Raw genomic sequence first — 18354 nt, forward strand, 5'->3', positions numbered from 1 at the left:
TGGCGGGATGCGACCCGCTGGGGTGGGGGATGAGTTGGATGTCGGCGCGACTCGACGAGCATGAAGCGACGCGCGAGCGAGGTGCACAATCTGGAAGGGCTCTGCGCCTCGTGCTGTAGCAAGAAGTCCCCGGTTCGCGGGCACCAGCCGAACAACCGATGAGGCACAGGGCCAAGATATGGAGGGCCCGGCGGCGTGAGGAGGACGGGCCTGTCCCAGGGGCATAGTCGCGAGGCAAGCAGCCGCCTCGTCTGCGCTGCCAGCCGCAAAACGGGTCGCTCAGGGACGGAGGAATGAAACGGAAACGCTGGGCCGCCCGAGGCGAAGTCCTCAGACGATCGCTGCGTCGGGAGGCGTCGGAAAAATGGGCCCCAGGCCCGAAGGCCGTTCCGGTTGCAGGGGCTGACCGGAAGTTGCGAGCCGGTTGGCAAGCTTGCCTCCTAATCGTAGTCGCGCCCAGCTGCCAGCGCAATTCGTAGGAGATGGACAAGCGGAACGAGGAGCCGGAACTGTTCGAGCCGCTCGCCCTACCTTCGGACCCGAGCGACCCCATCAGCGGCCCAGACGTTGTGGCGCTGGCCTACGATACGGAGTTGTTTCGCCCCCTGGCTCGCAACCGTCGTCGGCCTTCGCTTATAGGCGCGCCTTTGTACGAGGAGGGTATTGGCGTTGGTCCGGAGCCAGCACTCCGCGAGTGCAGATGGCATCCGTAAAAGAAAAAACCCGCCTGGCGGCGGGTTCTCTCTTTGCCGTCACCTCAATCCAGGGAATCGAAGTGGCGTCAAATAACGGTGGTTGCGGGGGCAGGATTTGAACCTGCGACCTTCGGGTTATGAGCCCGACGAGCTGCCAGACTGCTCCACCCCGCGTCGGAGAAACAAAACTATAAACAACGCAGGGCCAAAAATCAAGAAAAATTCATGAATTTTCACCGATCATTCAGTGGTCCGGGTTCTCCAGGGCCTTGACCAGGGCCGGGTCGCGGTCGTAAATGTCGGGACGGAAGATGATGCGACCGTTCTCGTCCGGGCCCGCAGTCAGATAGGCGACGATGATCGGTACCGGCTGCGGCAGATTGAGATTGCCGGTCTTGCCGCTGGCGAGCGCCGCGTCGAAACGGGCCTGCTGGGCGCTGCCGCCGCGTTCGATCAGCAGGCGGACCAGCTCGATCGCATTCTCGACCCGCACGCAACCCGAGCTGAAGGTGCGCTGGGTGCGCTTGAACTGGCGCTGGTTGGGTGTGTCGTGCAGGTAGATGGCGTAGGGGTTGGCGAAACGGATCGCAACCTTGCCCAGCGCGCTGCCCTCGCCGAAATCCTGACGGAAGGTGAGGTCCGCCGTGTGCGTCCAGTCGACCGTGGCCGGGTCGACCTCCTGTCCGTCGCGGTCGAGCACGCGGATGTTGCGGCTGGCGAGGTAGTCGGGGTCGGTGCTGGCCATGGGGACGATGTCCTTCTTGAGGATGGTCGGCGGTACTGTCCAGGTCGGGTTGACGGTGAAATGGGTGACGCGTGAGAACAGTTCGGGCGACTCGCGTGTCGGCATCCCGACCTGAGTACGGGCGCTCCAGATCGGCACCGAATCGCGGTAGTAGGCCAGGCGATAGGCCGCGACATCGACCAGCAGGAACTCGTTCTGAGGTGCGGTTGCGATCCAGCGCGCGCGTTCGAGGTTGATGCGCAACTGCGCCAACCGGGCATGGCGGCTCTGGTTGAGGGCGGCGATCGTCGCGCGTCCGACCTTGCCGTCGGTTTCGAGACCGTGATCATCCTGGAAGGCCTTCACCGCTTCGACCACGGCGGCGTCCATGTCCTCGCTGTCCGCATTGTCGGCGCCAAGGTGGCCGCTTGCGTTCAGCCGAGCACGCAGTTCGACGACGCGGGGGTCCCGCATGTCGGGCTTGAGTGTGGGCCCTGGGGAAACCTGAGGCCATTCGCCTTGCACGGTCGCCTGCGACGCCTGTACCAATGCAGCGCGCAGCATGCGATAGAGCGGCGTTTTGGGGCGAAAGTGCTCGAACAGGGCGCCGATGTCATCATTGGCAAGGTTCGCGAGTGCATCGACCGGGGACGGCAGCGGAGGGGCTGGAAGCGAGGGGGCGCGCCAGAAACGGCCTGCCTGGCTGGCGTCGAGACGGCCGCGCTGCAGATGGGTCAGGGCTTGCAGGCAGGCGTCGGTCGCCAGGATGTCGAACCGGGCACGCTGTTCCGTGCTGCCGCTGACGAACGCCAACTGGCGCAGTCGTGAAAGCCCGTAGTGCTCTGGGTCAAGGCCGTCCTCACCGAGCGCCGCGAGCGCGGCCAGCAATTGGGTACGCCGCTTGGGCGACTCCCAGACCGGCGCGAACTGCCGTTCGCGGTAAAGGCGCACGAGCTCGGGGTGGTGTTTCGCCGCTTCGGAGGCCGGGGCCGGGGTCGCGACGATGGCGGGTTGCAGCAATCTGCCGAGTTCGGCACGGAGCAACGTGTCGTCTGCTGCTGCCGGACCGGGAATCAACTGCGTGAGCGCCAGGCTCAACAGCACGGCAGCCCGAAATGGGTACTTCAGCAAATTTTCCATCCTCACTTCTGCCAACTACCTGATAAGATCCACTCTGTTTGTGCAAAACTTTCGCTTTTGCCAGACCCCCGCGAAGATATTGACATACAAGGCGAACAAGCTGCGGTCCGCCCCCGGCCTTTGTTTGCACTAGCCGGACTAATTTCACGCTATGACATCATCGCTGAGTCGTGCTGCCCTGATGCTTGCCTTTCCCTTGCTTACAATATCGTCGCCCGCATTCGCCGCCCCATCAGATTCCCTGCTCGAAGCCCAATTGTCCGCTGCCGCCCCGGCGCTCGCGCCCAAGGTGCTGAAGCTTGCGCTGTCGGCGATGCAGTGCGCGACCGCGGCAGGCGTCGAGGCCTCGCGCCGGCTGGCGGTGATCGATTACTCGCTGCCCTCGCACATGCCCCGCATGTGGGTGTTCGACCTGCGCCGCGGTGCCGTGCTGCACGAGGAACTGGTGGCCCACGGACGCAATTCCGGCGAGGACCTGGCCACCCGCTTCTCGAACCGCCTGGGCAGCTACCAGACCAGCCTCGGCCTGTTTCGCACCGGCGAAACCTACAACGGGCGCAACGGATATTCATTGCGCATGGAAGGACTCGAGCCCGGCATCAACGACAAGGCCTACGAACGCGCAATCGTGATCCACGGTGCACCCTATGTCGATCCGTCCTTCATCGCCGACAACGGCCGTCTCGGCCGCAGCCAAGGCTGCCCGGCAGTTGCCGACGGGGTCGCGCGTCGACTGATTGACCACCTCAAGGAAGGTCAGTTCGTGTTTTCCTACTATCCGGATCGTAAATGGCTGTCCTCGTCGCGCTACCTGCGTTGCGACAAGGCCGCGGTGGCCGCGGCCCGTGGGGCGGCCGGCGGCAAGGAGAGCTGATCGGGCGGCAGCGCTGTCACTTCGAGGCAGCACACAAAAAAAAACGGCGCTCGAGGCGCCGTTTTTTTTGTGCCGGAGAAGAGACCGATTACGCCATCGCCTCATACAGTGGCAGGGTCAGGAACTCGGGAAAGTCCTCGGTCAGGCTCATCTTCTCGAAAATGACCGCGGCCTGGTCGTAGGTGGCGGTGTCCTCGCCCTGCGTGCTGACGGTGTCCTTCACCTTGGCCAGCTCCTCCGGAATCAGCGCGCGGATCAGCTCGGCGCTCACCTCGCGGCCGTCGTCGAGGCGGCCCTTGGGACTCACCACCCACTGCCAGATCTGGGCGCGGGCGATCTCGGCGGTGGCGGCGTCTTCCATCAGGTTGTGGATGGGCACGCAGCCGTTGCCGGCAAGCCAGCTGCCGAGGTAGTGGATGCCGACGTTGATATTGTTGCGCACGCCGGCCTCGGTGATCGGCTGTTCGGGGCGGAAGTCCAGCCAGTCCGCCGGGCCGTAGTTGCCCTCGACCTGCTTGTCCCACTGGTTGGGGCGATCGCCCAGCACCCTGGTGAGGGCTTCCATGGCGATCGGCACCAGGCCCGGGTGGGCCACCCAGCCTCCGTCGTAGCCGTCGTTGGCGTCGCGGTTCTTGTCGTGGCGGATGCCGGCGAGCGCCTTCTCATTGGCCTCGGGGTCGTGCTTGATCGGGATCAGTGCGCTCATGCCGCCGATCGCCGGCGCACCGCGCTTGTGGCAGGCCTGCACCAGGGCGAGCGCGTAGCTGCGCATGAAGGGCACTTCCATCGTGATCGCCGCCCGGTTGGCGAGACAGAAGTTCTTGTCCTTCTTGAATTTCTTGATGCACGAGAAGATGTAGTCCCAGCGCCCGGCATTGAGTCCGGCGGAATGCTCGCGTAGTTCGTACAGGATCTCTTCCATCTCGAAGGTGGCTAGGATGGTCTCGAGCAGCACGGTGGCCTTGATCGTGCCGCGCGGCAGACCGAGTTCGTCCTGGGCCATGCAGAAGATGTCGTTCCACAGCCGTGCTTCGAGGTGGCCTTCGAGCTTGGGCAGGTAGAAGAAGGGGCCGGCGCCGCGGGCGATCTGCTCCTTCGCGTTGTGGAAAAAGAACAGCGCAAAGTCGAACAGGCCGCCGGAGACGCGCTCGCCGTCGACCAGGACGTGCTTCTCGTCCAGGTGCCAGCCGCGCGGGCGCACCTGCATGGTGGCGATCTTGTCGTTGAGACGGTATTCCTTGCCGGCGTCGTTGGTGTAGCTGATCTGGCGGCGCACCGCGTCGAACAGGTTCACCTGGCCCTGGATCTGGTTGCTCCAGTTCGGGCTGTTGGAATCCTCGAAGTCGGTCATGTAGGAATCAGCGCCCGAATTGAAGGCGTTGATGATCATCTTGCGCTCGACCGGGCCGGTGATCTCCACCCGGCGGCATTCCAGCGCCTTCGGCAGCGGTGCCACCTTCCACTCGCCGTCGCGGATGTGTTTCGTTTCGGCCAGCAGGCCGGGCATCTCGCCGGCGTCGATGCGGGCCTGGCGCGCGACACGGGCGGCCAGCAGTTCGCGGCGGCGGGGCTCGAAGGCGCGGTGCAACTTCGCGACGAAGGCCAGCGCGTCGGCGCTGAGGACCTCGTCGAAACGGGGGAGGAGGGGGGCGTTGATCTGCATGCCCTGAGGCAGGTTGTGGCTCATCAAGGATCCTTGTCGAAAAATACGGTGGTATCGGTTTGCGCGTGCTGCCCGGGGTTTGCACTGCCACCGAGGCGCCGCGTTCGTGGCGGGGCTGTCTCCTCCCCCGAATGAGGCGCAGTCTATTGTTGTCTTATATAAAACAGTAGAAACGGTATGATCACTTTATCTTTTACTAAAAGTACAAAATGGATCAGCTCAAGCAGATCGAAAGCTTCGTCAGCGTCGCCAGTCGCGGCAGTCTGTCGGCCGCGGCGCGCCTGGAGGGGGTGACGCCGGCGGTGATTGGCCGGCGAATCGATGCGCTTGAACAGCGGCTCGGGGTCAAGCTGATGGTGCGCACCACGCGCAGCATCACCCTCACTTTCGAGGGCAGTGCCTTCCTCGAGGACTGCCAGCGCATCCTCAACGATCTCGGCAATGCCGAGGCCGCGGTAAGCCTGGGCGGGGTGAAGCCGAGCGGCCATCTGCGTGTGTCGGCGCCGGCCGGGTTCGGCCGGCGTCATGTGGCGCCGCTGGTGAAGGATTTCCTGGTGGCCAATCCGGAGGTGAGCTGCAGCCTGGATCTCACCGATCGTCTGGTCGATCTCGCCAACGAGGGCATCGATTGCGCGGTGCGGATCGGCGATCTTGCCGATTCCAGCATGGTCTCGGTGCGTCTGGCGGAGAACCGCCGGGTGGTGGTCGCCAGTCCCGACTACCTTGCGCGTTGCGGTTCGCCGGACACGCCGCAGGCGCTGTCGGCGCATGTCTGCCTGTCGCTCGGGCCGCAGCGTGGCTGGCTGCTTGCCGACGGGCGCGGGGCGACGACGATGGTGAAGGTGAATGGCCGACTCGAGTGCAACGACGGCGCGGTGCTGCACGAGTGGGCGCTGGCGGGGCAGGGCCTGGCCTGGCGTTCGCTGTGGGAGGTGGCCGCCGACCTCCGGGCCGGGCGCCTGGTGTCGGTGCTCGACGACTTCGCCGCGCCACCCAGCGGCATCCATGCGGTATTCCCGTACCGGCGCAACCTGGCCCTGCGGGTGCGCGCCTTCATCGACTACCTGAAGGCCTGCTACGGCAGCAGCGAATACTGGGCGGCGGATGCTGCCATCGACCCGGGGTCCGGCGAACGGGGTTGAGGCAAGGCGAGGCCGATGGTGCCGGATAACGGCGCCATCGGCGCCAGGTCGGTTGCCCGGCCCCGGAGCTCCTGAGCCGGTTGTTTTCCCGATTCAGTCGCGCGGCACTGCACCTGGACGCGTGGCGACCAGGCCCGGGGTGGAGGGGATGCGCGCCACGTGCAGCAGGTTGGTGCTGCCGCTGCGACCGAAGGGCAGGCCGGCGATCACCACCACGCTGTCGCCCGGGCGGGCGAACCCGAGCTTGAGCGCGGCCGAGGCCGCGTGCTCGACCATCTCGCCGACGTCACCGATTTCCTCGAAGGGCACCGGATGCACGCCCCACGCGAGCGCGAGGCGGCGCGCGGTGGCCAGGCTCGGGGTGAGGGCGAGGATCGGCGCCGAGGGGCGTTCGCGGCTGGCGCGCAGACAGCTGAAGCCGGATGCGGTGAACGCAACGGTGGCGGCCGGCTCGAGCAGTTCGGCCACCCGCCGCAGCGCGCAGCAGATCGCATCCGGGGTGTTGGCCTCGGCCGGCGTGTGGCTGGCTTCCAGGCCGATGCGCCACGCCGGATCATGTTCGACCTCGCCGATGATGCGATCCATGATCGTCACCGCTTCCAGCGGGTACTGGCCCGAGGCGGATTCAGCCGACAGCATCACCGCATCGGCGCCGTCGTAGATCGCGGTGGCCACGTCGGAGGCTTCGGCACGGGTCGGCACCGGCGCAGTAATCATCGACTCCAGCATCTGGGTCGCGACCACCACCGGCCGCCCTGCGGCGCGCGCCGAACGCACGATGCGCCGCTGCAGCACCGGCACCTGCTGCGGCGGCATCTCCACGCCGAGGTCGCCGCGCGCCACCATCACGCCGTCGGCGAGCGCGACGATCTCGTCGAGGTGCTCGATCGCGGCCGGCTTCTCCAGCTTGGCCATGATCCAGGCGCGGTCGCCGATCAGTTCGCGCGCCTCGCGGATGTCTTCCGGGCGCTGCACGAAGGACAGCGCCACCCAGTCGATGCCGAGCGACAGGCCGAAGTCGAGGTCGGCGCGGTCCTTGGCGGTGAGCGGCGAGATCGGCAGCACCACGCCGGGCACGTTCACGCCCTTGCGGTCCGACAGGGCGCCGCCGACCATCACCGTGGTGTCTGCAAAGTCGGGGCCGAAGGCATCGACGCGCAGGCGCAGCTTGCCGTCGTCGAGCAGCAGGTCGGTGCCGGCCTCGAGCGCGGCGAAGATCTCGGGGTGGGGCAGGCCGGCGCGGTGCGCGTCGCCGTCGGCGGGGTCGAGGTCGAGGCGGAAATGCTGTCCAGGTTCGAGCATCACCTTGCCGCCGGCGAGCTTGCCGACGCGCAGCTTGGGGCCCTGCAGATCCATCAGCACGCCGATCGGGCGGCCGATCTCGCGCTCGATGTCGCGGATCAGGCGCAGGCGTTCGGCGTGGTCGGCATGGCTGCCGTGGCTGAAGTTGAGACGGAACACGTCGGCGCCGGCGTCGGCCAGCCCGCGGATCTGCTCGCGGGTTGAACTCGCAGGGCCCAGGGTGGCGAGGATGCGGGCGCTGCGCTGGCGTCTCATCGGGCTTCTCCCGCAGGTTCGAGGGCGGCGACCCCGGCGCGCGCCACCTGCGCGTCCTCGCCGGCCTTGACCCCGGACACGCCGACCGCACCGATCACGGCGCCGCCGACGATGATCGGCTCGCCGCCTTCGAGCGGCACCACCGGCATCGCCAGTGCGGCAAAGCGGCCGTTGTTCACCATGTCCTCGTACACCTTGCTCGGCTTGCCGCTGAGCACGCAGGTGCGCGCCTTCTCCGGCGCCACCGTGGCGCTCATCAGTGGTGCGCCGTCCATGCGCTGCAGCCACAGTGCGTGGCCCCCGCCGTCGCACACTGCGATGCTCACCGCCCAGCCGCGGGCGATCGCCTCGGCCTCGGCGGCCGCGGCGATACGTTTTACGTCGGTTTGGGTCAATGCCTTGATGTCTTTCATCAGCTGTCTCCTCGTTGTTCTGGATGCGGTCCGATCGGGGGCGTTTGCTCACTCGATCAGGATGGCGCGGAAATCGTTCACGTTGGTCAGGGTCGGCCCGGTCACCAGGGCATCGCCGAGCGCCTCGAAGAAGCCGTGGCCGTCGTTGTCGTCGAGGCGGTCGCGCGGGCGCATGCCGGCCGCCCAGGCGCGGGCGAGGGTGTCCGGGGTCACGAAGGCGCCGGCGATTTCCTCCAGTCCGTCCACGCCGTCGGTGTCGCCGGCCACGGCATGGATGCCTGTCGCGCCGTTTAATGCGACCGCCAGCGACAGCAGGAATTCCACGTTGCGCCCGCCGCGGCCGCTGCCGCGCACCGTCACCGTGGTTTCGCCGCCGGACAGCAGCACGCAGGGTGGGGCCACCGGCTGCCGGTGGTGGTGCACCTGCAGCGCGATGCCGGCCATCACCTTGCCCACGTCGCGCGCTTCGCCCTCGATGCTGTCGCCCAGGATCAGGGCCGGGATGCCGGCCGCCGTGGCGACGCCGGCCGCGGCTTCGAGGGCCATCTGCGGTGTCGCCACCAGGCGGGTGGCGACCCGCGCCAGCCGTGGGTCGCCCGGCTTGACCGTCTCGCCGCCGCCGCTGTCGAGCAGCTGACGCGCGCCGGGCGGCAGCTCGATGCCGTAGCGGCGCACGATCTCGAGCGCGTCGGCGCAGGTGGTGGGGTCGGCCACGGTGGGGCCGGAGGCGATGTCCATCGGATTGTCGCCGGGCACGTCCGAGATCAGCAGGTTCACCACCTGCGCCGGATGGCAGGCGGCGGCAAGGCGCCCGCCCTTGATCGCGGAGAGGTGGCGGCGCACGCAGTTCATCTCCGAAATGGTCGCGCCCGATTTGAGCAGCGCACGGCTGATCGCCTGCTTGTCCTCCAGGCTGACACCGGCGCCGGGCAGCGGCAGCAGTGCGGAGCCGCCGCCCGAGATCAGGCAGATCACCAGGTCGTCCTCGGAGAGCCCACTCACCCGCTCGAGCATACGGCCGGCGGCCTCGCGGCCGGCGGCATCGGGCACCGGATGCGCGGCTTCGACGATCTCGATGCGCTCGCACGGCACCGCGTAGCCGTAGCGGGTCACCACCAGGCCGGACAGCGGGCCCGGCCAGTGCCGTTCGAGCACCTGGGCCATCGCCGCCGAGGCCTTGCCGGCACCGATCACCAGGGTGCGCCCGCGCGGCGCCACTGGCAGGAAGGGCGGGATGCAGTGTTCGGGTTGGGCCGCGTTGACCGCGGCGGCAAACATGTTTGCGAGCAGTTCGCGGGCGGGCGTGTTCATCGTCGTTCGTCCTTGCGTCTCAGCGTTCGCCGAGATCGCTGAAGCGTATCGATTGCGCACCCTTCCACAGCACGGTGCGCCCCATGTCCATCAGCTGCTCCGCGCCTTCGACCACGGTCAGGAAATGGTTGCCGGCGAGTTGCCCCATCTTGCTCGCAAACTGGCTGCTGCCATAGGCGAACAGGATTTCTGTTTCCGAGAAGTCGCCGGGGTAGAGCAGGATGTCGCCGCGCGAGGGGTGGCTGGTGTGGTTCTCGAAGCCGAGCCCGGTATCGAAGTCGCCGAGCGGCACCCACACCGCCTCGCCGCTCCAGCGCGAGTGGATGACCTGGTTGGAGAAGGGCAGCAGTTGCAGAAAGGCGGCGCAGGTGCGCGGCGCGGCTTCTTGTTCGAGTCGGGCGACGAAGCGGTACGCGCCGACATCGATGGACAAATGACGCATGAGGGCTCCTTCGGTATGGGGGCGGCTCGACTGCCCCGGGAATGTGCGGGCCGGTCGTGGCCGACCCTTCTTCTTTCTTACTGGCCGATCTCGAAGTTCGCCATCTTTTCCAGCGCTCGCACCATCGCCGAGTGGTCCCAGCCCGCCCCGCCGTGAGCGGCGCAGGCGTTGAACAGCTCCTGCGCGGTAGCGGTGTTGGGCAGCGATACACCGAGCTGGCGGCCGGTGGCGAGCGCCAGGTTGAGATCCTTCTGGTGCAGTTCGATGCGGAAGCCCGGGTCGAAGGCGCGCTTGACCATGCGCTCGCCGTGCACCTCGAGGATGCGCGAGTTGGCGAAGCCGCCCATCAGCGCCTGGCGCACCTTGGCCGGATCGGCGCCGGCCTTGGCGGCCAGCAGCAGGGCCTCGCCCACCGCCTCGATGGTCAGCGCGACGATGATCTGGTTGGCGACCTTGGTGATCTGGCCGTCGCCGTTGCCGCCGACCAGGGTGATGTTCTTGCCCATCAGCTCGAACAGCGGCTTGACCCGGGCGAAGGTCGCCTCGCTGCCACCGACCATGATCGTCAGGCTGGCGGCCCTGGCACCGACTTCGCCGCCGGACACCGGGGCGTCGAGGTATTCGCAGCCGAGTTCGTTGATGCGGCGGGCGAAGTCCTTGGTTGCGACCGGCGAGATCGAACTCATGTCGACCACGATCTTGCCCCGGCTCAGGCCCTGGGCCACGCCGTTGGTGCCGAACAGCGCGTCTTCCACATGCGGCGTGTCCGGCACCATGGTGATGACGATGTCGGCCGCGCGGGCGACTTCGGCGCCGTTGGCGCAGGTCCGCGCGCCGGCTTCGAGCAGCGCCTTCGGGGTGTCGCCGTGAGTGTAGGTGAACACGGTGTGACCGCCGTGGATGAGGTGGCCGGCCATGGGGGCGCCCATGATGCCGAGACCGATGAAACCGATGTTGGCCATGTCCTTTTCTCCTGTTGTACGGATGTCTTGGGGTTCTCTGTCGGGGTCGGGGTGTAGGTCAGGCCGCCAGCCCCTTGATCCAGCCGAGGCCTTCGCGGGTGCCGGCGGCGGGTTTGTACTCGCAGCCGATCCAGCCCTGGTAGCCGAGCTGGTCGATGTGGCGGAACAGCCAGGCGAAGTTGATCTCGCCGGTACCCGGTTCGTTGCGCCCCGGGTTGTCGGCCAACTGCATGTGGGCGATGCGCGGCAGGTATCTGGCGATGGTGTTGCCGAGTTCGCCCTCCATGCGCTGGGCATGGTAGATGTCGTACTGCACGAACAGGTTGTCGGAGCCGACCTCGTCGAGGAGGGCGATCGCCTGCGCGGTGCGGTTGAGGTAGAAGCCGGGGATGTCGAAGGTGTTGATCGGCTCGACCAGCAGGCGGATGCCGGCATCCTTCAGCCTGGCCGCGGCAAAGCGCAGGTTGGCGACGAAGGTCTCGTGTGCGGTATCGGTCGGCACGCCCGCCGGGGCGATGCCGGCCAGGCAGTTCAGCTGTTTGCAGCCGAGCGTGCGGGCATAGTCGATGGCCTTGCCGACACCTTCCTGGAACTCGCCGATGCGGTCCGGATGGCAGGCGATGCCGCGCTCGCCGCCGGCCCAGTCGCCGGCGGGCAGGTTGTGCAACACCTGGACCAGGCCGGCCTGGTCGAGCTTCTCGGCCAGTTGCGCGGCCGGCCAGGCGTAGGGGAAGAGATACTCGACCCCGGCGAAGCCGGCGTCGGCGGCGGCCTGGAAGCGGTCGAGGAAGTCGAGTTCGTTGAACAGCATGGTGAGGTTGGCGGCAAACTTGGGCATCTTCGGTTCTCCTTCAATGTTCGCGTGAGTGCCGGACGGGCCGGCACGGCCGGTGTGTGCTTCAGTCGAGCAGGCCGACTGCGGTCGGCGCATCGGCAGGCGTTTCCGCGAGCGGCTCGAACTCGTTGATGGCGTTGATCTCGGTGCCCATCGCGATGTTGGTGACGCGCTCGAGCATGATCTCGATCACCACCGGCACCCGGTACTGTGCCATCCACTCGCGCGCCTGTCCGATCGCCGGGGCGATCTCCTCCTGGCGATGGACGCGGATCGCCTTGCACCCGAGGCCTTCGACCACCGCGACGTGATCCACCCCGTAGCCCTCGAGCTCGGGGGCGTTGATGTTGTCGAAGGCGAGCTGCACGCAGTAGTCCATGTCGAAGCCGCGCTGCGACTGGCGGATCAGGCCGAGGTAGGAATTGTTGACCACGATGTGCACGTAGGGGAGCTTGAATTGTGCACCGACCGCCAACTCCTCGATCATGAACTGGAAGTCGTAGTCACCCGACAGCGCCACCACGGTACGCTCCGGGTCGGCCGCGACCACGCCGAGCGCGGCCGGGATGGTCCACCCGAGCGGGCCGGCCTGGCCGCAGTTGATCCAGTGGCGCGGCTTGTACACATGCAGGAACTGGGCGGCGGCGATCTGCGACAGACCGATGGTGCTGACATAGCAGGTGTCGCGGTCGAAGGCATTGTTCATGCACTGGTACACGCGCTGCGGCTTCATCGGCTGGTCGTCGAAGTTGGTTTTGCGCAGCATGCTGCGCTTGCGCTCGCGACACTCGGCCACCCAGGCGCTGCGGTCGCGCAGGGTGCCGGCGGCCTTCATCTCGCGCGCCACGTCGAGCAGGCGGTCGAGCGCGGCGCCGGCATCGGACACGATGCCGTAGTCAGGCCCGAACACGCGGCCGATCTGGGTCGGCTCGATATCGATATGGACGAACTTGCGCCCCTCGGTATAGACCTCGACCGAGCCGGTGTGGCGGTTGGCCCAGCGGTTGCCGATGCCGAACACGAAGTCCGACGCGAGCATGGTGGCGTTGCCGTAGCGGTGCGAGGTCTGCAGCCCGACCATGCCGGCCATCAGCGGATGGTCGTCGGGAATGGTGCCCCAGCCCATCAGGGTCGGGATCACCGGCACCCCGGTGAGTTCGGCGAATTGCTGCAGGCGGGCGGCGGCGTCGGCATTGATCACGCCGCCGCCGGAGACGATCAGCGGACGTTCGGCGGCGTTGAGCATCGCCATCGCCTTCTCGGCCTGGGCGCGGGTCGCGGCGGGCTTGTACACCGGCAGCGCTTCGTAGGTCTCGGGGTCGAACTCGATTTCGGCCATCTGCACGTCGAAGGGCAGGTCGATCAGCACCGGGCCGGGGCGGCCGGAGCGCATGATGTGAAAGGCCTGCTGGAACACGCGCGGCACCAGCGCCGGCTCGCGCACCGTCACCGCCCACTTGGTCACCGGCTTGGCGATGGCTTCGATGTCGACCGCCTGGAAGTCTTCCTTGTACAGGCGTGCGCGAGGGGCTTGGCCGGTGATGCACAGGATCGGGATCGAATCGGCCGACGCCGAGTACAGTCCGGTGATCATGTCGGTACCGGCCGGGCCGGAGGTGCCGATGCACACGCCGATGTTGCCCGCCCGGGTGCGCGTGTAGCCCTCGGCCATGTGCGAGGCGCCCTCGACGTGGCGGGCGAGGACGTGGCGAAAGCCGCCGTTCTTCTTCATCGCCGAGTACAGCGGGTTGATCGCGGCGCCGGGCACGCCGAACACGGTGCTGACGCCTTCCCTGCGCATCACTTCGGCTGCGGCGTCGATTGCTCTCATACGGGCCATGGTTGTCTCCTGTGGGGGCGTGTTCTGAAATCGTTGAGGTGAGGATAGTCAGGAAGGGCGCCGGCTTGAATCGCCGCCGGCCTCGCTTCTGTCGATAGTTTTAGTATCGAGTTGGCTTGTCTGGGGGCGAGTTCCATCGTCGCCGATGGGTGCCGGCGCCCCGGTCGCGGTCGATGAGGCTCAGTTGCGGCGGAAGGCCGCGGGGCCGGCAAAGCGGGCCTGCGCGCCGAGCTCGCGTTCGATCGCCAGCAGGCGGTTGTATTTCTCCACCCGGTCCGAGCGGCTTGCCGAGCCGGTCTTGATCTGGCCGCAGGCGGTCGCCACCGCGAGATCGGCGATGGTGGTGTCGCCGGTCTCGCCCGAGCGGTGCGACATGATCGCGGCATAGCCGTGGATGCGCGCCAGGGCCATCGCGGCAAGGGTTTCGCTGAGGGTGCCGATCTGATTGGGCTTGATCAGGATGGCGTTGGCGATGCCACGCTCGATGCCGGTGGCGAGCGTCGCCGCGTCGGTGACGAAGAGGTCGTCGCCGACCAGCTGGGTGCGGCGGCCGAGGCGGTCGGAGAGCTGACCCCAGCCGGGCCAGTCGTCCTCGGCCATGCCGTCCTCGATGCTGACGATCGGATAGTCGCCGACCAGGCCGGCGAGGTAGCCGCCGAACTCGGCGCCGGACAGGTTCAAGTCTTCGCCGGCGAGCCGGTAGCGTCCGTCGTGGTGGAATTCCGACGCGGCGCAGTCGAGCGCCAGCGCGACCTCGGTGCCCGGCCGGTAGCCCGCGCGGTGGATCGCTTCCACGATCAGGTCGAGGGCGTGGCGGGTGTTGCGCACGTTGGGTGCGAAGCCGCCCTCGTCGCCGACCGAAGTCGGGAAGCCGTGGCGGTCGATCAGGCCGCGCAAGGCGTGGAACACGCCGACGCCGGCGCGTAGCGCATCGCCGAAGCGCTCGAAACCGAGCGGCACGATCATGCATTCCTGGATGTCGAGGCTGTTGTTGGCGTGCGCCCCCCCGTTGATCACGTTCATCAGCGGAACGGGCAAGGTGGGCGCGCGGTCGTCCGGGGCGAGGTGGCGATATAGCGGCAGGCCGCGCGCACCGGCCGCGGCGTGGGCGCAGGCGAGCGACACTGCGAGGAGCGCATTCGCACCCAGGCGCGACTTGTCGGGACTGCCGTCGAGTTCGCACAGGCGGCGGTCGACATCGTCCTGGCGGCCGGCATCGATGCCCTCGAGGACCTCGGCGATCGGGCCTTCGATATGCGCGAGCGCCTTCAACACCCCCTTGCCGCCGAAGCGGGCGCCGTCGCGGTCGCGCAGCTCGAGCGCCTCGCGCGCGCCGGTGGACGCGCCAGACGGCACCGCCGCCCGGCCGCGATGGCCGGAGCGCAGGGTGACGGTAGCCTGCAGGGTGGGGTTGCCGCGCGAATCGAGGATCTCGAGGCCTTCGATATGGGCGATGTGATGCATGTCTGCTCCTCCTAGGTGGTCCGGGGGCCGGGTCGGCCGCTTGCGTGCCAAGCATAGGGAGGGGCGCCGGCGGGCTGAATTGCTGCTAGCATCGCTTCTATCGATATCCGGAGTATCGAATGGACCGCTACACCGAAATCCGCAGCTTTGCCCTGGTCGCAGAGAAGGGCAGCTTTGCCGCCGCTGCGGTGGTCGAAGGCGTGACCCCGGTGGTGATGGGGCGCCGGCTCGATGCACTCGAGGGCCGGCTGGGCGTGCGTCTGATGCATCGCTCGACCCGCGGCCTGACGCTGACCGACCTCGGCGAGCAGTTCCTCGAACAGTGCCGGCAGTTGCTGCGCGACTTCGACATCGCCGAGAGCAGCGTCAGCGAGGGCCGCAACGTGGTCCGGGGCCACCTGGTGGTGTCGGCACCGGCCGCCTTCGGTCGCCGTCACGTGGCGCCGCATGCGCCGGCATTCAAGGCGAAGTACCCGGAACTGAGGCTGTCGTTCAACCTGACCGACAGCGTGGTGGACCTGGTGCGCGAGGGCTACGACATGGCGATCCGGATCGGCGAGGTCACCGACCCCAATTACGTGCCGGTGCGCCTCTTCCCCAACCGGCGGGTGGTGTGCGGCACGCCGGAGTACTTTGAGCGCCACGGCGTGCCGCGGGTGCCGGAGGATCTCGGCCGCCACAACTGCCTCGCCTTCAACCTGCAGGGCGGGCAGCAGCGCGGCTGGAGCTTCATGCGCGACGGGCGACTGTTTGCGGTGCGGGTCGATGGCGATCTCGACTGCAACGACGGCGAACTGCTGTACGGCTGGGTCCGCCAGGGGCTGGGGGTGGGCTGGCGCTCGACCTGGGAGATCCAGGCCGAGCTCAAGCGCGGCGAACTGGTCACCGTGCTCGACGAGTTCGCGGTACCGAGCTACGACATCCAGGCGGTGTACCCGCAGCAGCGCTACCTGCCGGCCAAGGTGCGTCATTTCATCGACTACCTGAAGGCGATCTACAACACGCCGGGCTACTGGGAACGCGGGCATGGCTGATGCGGCCCGCGCGGCCGGTGGCGCTAGCGCGGGTCCAGCGCGGGCTTAGCTCAGGGCGACGATAAGGCCGGGCCGTTCCAGATCGATCTCGTCGCAGTTGTGTCCCGGCCCGCCGCGGTCGATGACGACAAAGTCTGACACCTCGCCAAGCGCAAGCAGAGGGTGGTGCCACACGCCGGGGGCGTAGTTCACGCCCTGGTCGCCGCGCGCGAGGAAGACCCGGATGTCGCCCGGTTGTGGTGCTTCCCCCGCCGGTGCCACCACCACCAGATAGGGAGCGCCGGACATCGGGATGAAGGCCTGGGAGCCGTGCGGATGGCGCTCGAGCATCTCGACCCGGAACGGCAGTTGCCGTGGCTGGCCGCGGAAGATCGACACGATCACCCGACCGTCGGGACCGGGCTCGATCCGGGCCAGATCGTGGTAGCGCTCGGTGTTGCCGCCGTTGATGGGAAAGTGGATGACCGCATCGCTGACTTCGATGACCTCGCCAAAGGGGGCGAAGGCCAGGCGGGTGAGGGGCTGTGCGACGAGGGCTGCAGGGGCGAGGTCTATCGTCCTCATGGGGTCGTACTCCGTATAGGTTGCATGTTGCGGCTTTCGTGGGGTCTCACCCGACCCACTGGGTGGCCTGGGCAAAGATCAGGAACACCAGCGCGATGCCGATCCAGATCCCGAACAGCGGCAGGAAGAAGCGCACCCAGCGGTCCCAGCTCACGCCGGCCAGGGCGAGGGTGGCCATGAAGTAGCCCGAGGTCGGGTAGAGGATGTTGCTGAGTCCGTCGCCGAGCTGGTAGGCGAGCACCGCCGTCTGGCGGGTGACACCGATGAGGTCGGACAGCGGTGCCATGATCGGCATCGTCACCAGGGCCTGGCCGCTGCCGGACGGAATCACGAAGTTGAAGCCGAGCTGGGCGATGAACATGCCGATCGCCGAGAACATGGACGGCACGCCGCCGACCAGTTCGCCGAGCCCGTGCACCAGGGTATCCATGATCTGGCCCTGCTCGAGCATGACCGCCACCGCGCGGGCGATCCCGCAGATCATCGCGCCGACCAGCACGTCGCGGAAGCCTTCGTTGAACCCTTCGCAGATCTCGCCCGCCTTCAAGCCGGCAACGAGACCCACCACGATACCCATGATCACGAACAGGCCGGACATCTCCATCATGAACCAGCCTCGGTTGAGCACGCCCCATACCAGCAGCCCGAAGAAGGCCAGCGCGGCGACCCCGGCCCAGCGCTGGCGCGCGGTGAATGACAGCGCCCCTTCGTCGGCCGCGTGCAGGTAGAGGTGATGCTTTTCGACCTCCTTGCCGTCGCCATGCATCAGGCTTGATTCGGGATTGCCGCGCACCCGGATCGCGTAGCGCATCACGTAGGCAACACCGGCAACGGTGATGGCGGCAAAGAGCAGGGCGCGCAGGGTCAGCCCCGAATAGACCGGCAGGTCGGCCAGCTGCTGACCCAGGCCGGTATTGATCGGATTGAGTACGCCCGAAGTGAATCCGGCGGTGGTGGCGCACAGCGCGACGGCGGCGGCGGTCACCGAGTCGAAGCGCAGGGCGATCATCAGCGGCAGGATCACCGGGACGTACACCAGCGCGAGTTCCTGGGTGCCGATCAGGGTTGCGATGAGCGCGAACACGACCATCAGGACCGGGATGACGACCACGCTGCGCTCGGAAAAGCGCCGGGTCAGCTTGTCGACCGCGACCTCGATGATCCCGGTCCGGCGGATCACCATGAACATGCCGCCGATGATGAAGGTGAAGAACACCACCATGCTGGCCTCGCGCAGACCGTTCGGAATCGCGAGCATGAAGTCCACCAGCCCGAGCGGGTTGGACTCGATCACGCGGAAGGATTCAGGGTCGATGGTGGTGCGCCCCGACGGACCCGGCACGCGATCGTATTTGCCGGCGGGGATGAAGTGGGTGAGGATCGCCGCGATCGCCGTGAAGAAGAACAGGATCACGTAGATGTGCGGCATCTCGAAACGCCGCCGGACGGGCACCGACTCGGCGGCCGGGGCAGAATAGCGGGTGCTCATGGCATTGTCTCCTTCAGTGTCTGCAGTCGTTCTTCGACGACTGTTTCGCGGTGCCGCCGGGCGCGCTGGCCTTTGGTGACGGCCCGGTGTCGAGCCGATCCGTCACGGCATGGCTGCTTACTTGCGCGCGACCCGGCCCCACAGGCGCAGGCGTGAGACGCCGCCGTCGGGGAAGATGTTGAACCGCACGTGGGTGACCGGACCG

The 18354-nt window shown here is 67.3% G+C and carries 16 protein-coding genes and 1 tRNA gene; 3 read left to right on the forward strand and 14 right to left on the reverse strand.

Translation table 11 applies throughout. The features are described from left to right. Positions 1-792 precede the first annotated feature (792 nt). Together AC3A35_RS24770 and AC3A35_RS24775 are read right to left on the reverse strand one after the other, a co-directional pair. A tRNA-Met gene (locus AC3A35_RS24770) sits at positions 793-869 on the reverse strand. A 70-nt stretch (positions 870-939) separates the two neighbouring features. After that, a complete protein-coding gene (locus tag AC3A35_RS24775) occupies positions 940-2559 on the reverse strand; it encodes a L,D-transpeptidase family protein (protein WP_487439209.1) in 1620 nt (539 codons plus the stop codon). Between the two features lie 256 nt (positions 2560-2815). On the opposite strand from AC3A35_RS24775, the gene AC3A35_RS24780 reads away from it, so the two are divergent. After that, positions 2816-3433, forward strand: coding sequence for a murein L,D-transpeptidase catalytic domain family protein (locus tag AC3A35_RS24780; RefSeq protein ID WP_487439210.1), 618 nt, complete (start codon positions 2816-2818; stop codon positions 3431-3433). A gap of 88 nt (positions 3434-3521) precedes the next feature. Here AC3A35_RS24780 and aceB read toward each other — a convergent pair whose 3' ends face one another. Next, positions 3522-5120, reverse strand: a complete 1599-nt coding sequence (gene aceB / locus AC3A35_RS24785; protein ID WP_487439211.1) for a malate synthase A — start codon at positions 5118-5120, stop codon at positions 3522-3524. Positions 5121-5305: 185 nt separating this feature from the next. Between aceB and AC3A35_RS24790 the strand changes: the two genes are divergently transcribed. Further along, positions 5306-6238 carry a LysR family transcriptional regulator gene (locus AC3A35_RS24790; RefSeq protein ID WP_487439212.1) on the forward strand — a complete coding sequence of 311 codons (933 nt, stop codon included), beginning with the start codon at positions 5306-5308 and terminating at the stop codon, positions 6236-6238. A gap of 93 nt (positions 6239-6331) precedes the next feature. On the opposite strand, the gene pyk is transcribed toward AC3A35_RS24790, so the two are convergent. The 8 genes from pyk to eno all read right to left on the reverse strand — a co-directional run bounded on the left by pyk (position 6332) and on the right by eno (position 15062). Beyond that, positions 6332-7795, reverse strand: coding sequence for a pyruvate kinase (gene pyk, locus AC3A35_RS24795; protein WP_487439213.1), 1464 nt, complete (start codon positions 7793-7795; stop codon positions 6332-6334). Continuing rightward, positions 7792-8208: a GlcG/HbpS family heme-binding protein gene (locus tag AC3A35_RS24800; RefSeq protein WP_487439214.1), complete on the reverse strand. Its 417-nt coding sequence runs from the start codon at positions 8206-8208 to the stop codon at positions 7792-7794. Before AC3A35_RS24800 ends, pyk begins: the two co-directional genes overlap by 4 nt. Positions 8209-8256: 48 nt before the next feature. After that, the gene (locus AC3A35_RS24805) at positions 8257-9519 is read right to left on the reverse strand and encodes a glycerate kinase type-2 family protein (RefSeq protein WP_487439215.1); all 1263 of its coding nucleotides are present in this window, start codon (positions 9517-9519) and stop codon (positions 8257-8259) included. A 19-nt stretch (positions 9520-9538) separates the two neighbouring features. Beyond that, positions 9539-9961 (reverse strand): DUF3830 family protein, encoded by a 423-nt coding sequence (locus AC3A35_RS24810; protein ID WP_487439216.1) that lies wholly within the window; start codon positions 9959-9961, stop codon positions 9539-9541. Between the two features lie 77 nt (positions 9962-10038). Continuing rightward, positions 10039-10923 (reverse strand): 2-hydroxy-3-oxopropionate reductase, encoded by an 885-nt coding sequence (locus AC3A35_RS24815; RefSeq protein ID WP_487439217.1) that lies wholly within the window; start codon positions 10921-10923, stop codon positions 10039-10041. A gap of 58 nt (positions 10924-10981) precedes the next feature. Continuing rightward, positions 10982-11761, reverse strand: coding sequence for a hydroxypyruvate isomerase (hyi, locus tag AC3A35_RS24820; RefSeq protein ID WP_487439218.1), 780 nt, complete (start codon positions 11759-11761; stop codon positions 10982-10984). 61 nt (positions 11762-11822) lie between these two features. Further along, positions 11823-13598, reverse strand: a complete 1776-nt coding sequence (gcl, locus tag AC3A35_RS24825; RefSeq protein ID WP_487439219.1) for a glyoxylate carboligase — start codon at positions 13596-13598, stop codon at positions 11823-11825. 180 nt (positions 13599-13778) lie between these two features. Then, positions 13779-15062, reverse strand: a complete 1284-nt coding sequence (gene eno, locus AC3A35_RS24830; RefSeq protein ID WP_487439220.1) for a phosphopyruvate hydratase — start codon at positions 15060-15062, stop codon at positions 13779-13781. Between the two features lie 119 nt (positions 15063-15181). Between eno and AC3A35_RS24835 the strand changes: the two genes are divergently transcribed. After that, positions 15182-16096, forward strand: a complete 915-nt coding sequence (locus tag AC3A35_RS24835) for a LysR family transcriptional regulator (protein ID WP_487439221.1) — start codon at positions 15182-15184, stop codon at positions 16094-16096. A gap of 45 nt (positions 16097-16141) precedes the next feature. Here AC3A35_RS24835 and AC3A35_RS24840 read toward each other — a convergent pair whose 3' ends face one another. From AC3A35_RS24840 to AC3A35_RS24850, 3 genes are all read right to left on the reverse strand, one after another. Further along, a complete protein-coding gene (locus tag AC3A35_RS24840) occupies positions 16142-16660 on the reverse strand; it encodes an ureidoglycolate lyase (RefSeq protein ID WP_487439222.1) in 519 nt (172 codons plus the stop codon). 46 nt (positions 16661-16706) lie between these two features. Continuing rightward, positions 16707-18149: a YfcC family protein gene (locus AC3A35_RS24845; RefSeq protein WP_487439223.1), complete on the reverse strand. Its 1443-nt coding sequence runs from the start codon at positions 18147-18149 to the stop codon at positions 16707-16709. Positions 18150-18266: 117 nt separating this feature from the next. Continuing rightward, on the reverse strand, positions 18267-18354 hold an 88-nt coding region (locus AC3A35_RS24850; protein WP_487439224.1), incomplete at its 5' end, for a hypothetical protein.

The sequence above is a fragment of the Azoarcus sp. Soil_N_20 genome, assembly GCF_057656155.1.

What these genes read in the sequence shown, in the direction of transcription:
- eno (WP_487439220.1), bottom strand. Translation starts at nt 15,062, where the DNA reads ATGCATCACATCGCCCATATCGAAGGCCTCGAGATCCTCGATTCGCGC.
- AC3A35_RS24835 (WP_487439221.1), top strand. Translation starts at nt 15,182, where the DNA reads ATGGACCGCTACACCGAAATCCGCAGCTTTGCCCTGGTCGCAGAGAAG.
- AC3A35_RS24840 (WP_487439222.1), bottom strand. Translation starts at nt 16,660, where the DNA reads ATGAGGACGATAGACCTCGCCCCTGCAGCCCTCGTCGCACAGCCCCTC.
- pyk (WP_487439213.1), bottom strand. Translation starts at nt 7,795, where the DNA reads ATGAGACGCCAGCGCAGCGCCCGCATCCTCGCCACCCTGGGCCCTGCG.
- AC3A35_RS24800 (WP_487439214.1), bottom strand. Translation starts at nt 8,208, where the DNA reads ATGAAAGACATCAAGGCATTGACCCAAACCGACGTAAAACGTATCGCC.
- aceB (WP_487439211.1), bottom strand. Translation starts at nt 5,120, where the DNA reads ATGAGCCACAACCTGCCTCAGGGCATGCAGATCAACGCCCCCCTCCTC.
- AC3A35_RS24790 (WP_487439212.1), top strand. Translation starts at nt 5,306, where the DNA reads ATGGATCAGCTCAAGCAGATCGAAAGCTTCGTCAGCGTCGCCAGTCGC.
- hyi (WP_487439218.1), bottom strand. Translation starts at nt 11,761, where the DNA reads ATGCCCAAGTTTGCCGCCAACCTCACCATGCTGTTCAACGAACTCGAC.
- AC3A35_RS24815 (WP_487439217.1), bottom strand. Translation starts at nt 10,923, where the DNA reads ATGGCCAACATCGGTTTCATCGGTCTCGGCATCATGGGCGCCCCCATG.
- AC3A35_RS24805 (WP_487439215.1), bottom strand. Translation starts at nt 9,519, where the DNA reads ATGAACACGCCCGCCCGCGAACTGCTCGCAAACATGTTTGCCGCCGCG.
- gcl (WP_487439219.1), bottom strand. Translation starts at nt 13,598, where the DNA reads ATGGCCCGTATGAGAGCAATCGACGCCGCAGCCGAAGTGATGCGCAGG.
- AC3A35_RS24810 (WP_487439216.1), bottom strand. Translation starts at nt 9,961, where the DNA reads ATGCGTCATTTGTCCATCGATGTCGGCGCGTACCGCTTCGTCGCCCGA.
- AC3A35_RS24845 (WP_487439223.1), bottom strand. Translation starts at nt 18,149, where the DNA reads ATGAGCACCCGCTATTCTGCCCCGGCCGCCGAGTCGGTGCCCGTCCGG.
- AC3A35_RS24775 (WP_487439209.1), bottom strand. Translation starts at nt 2,559, where the DNA reads ATGGAAAATTTGCTGAAGTACCCATTTCGGGCTGCCGTGCTGTTGAGC.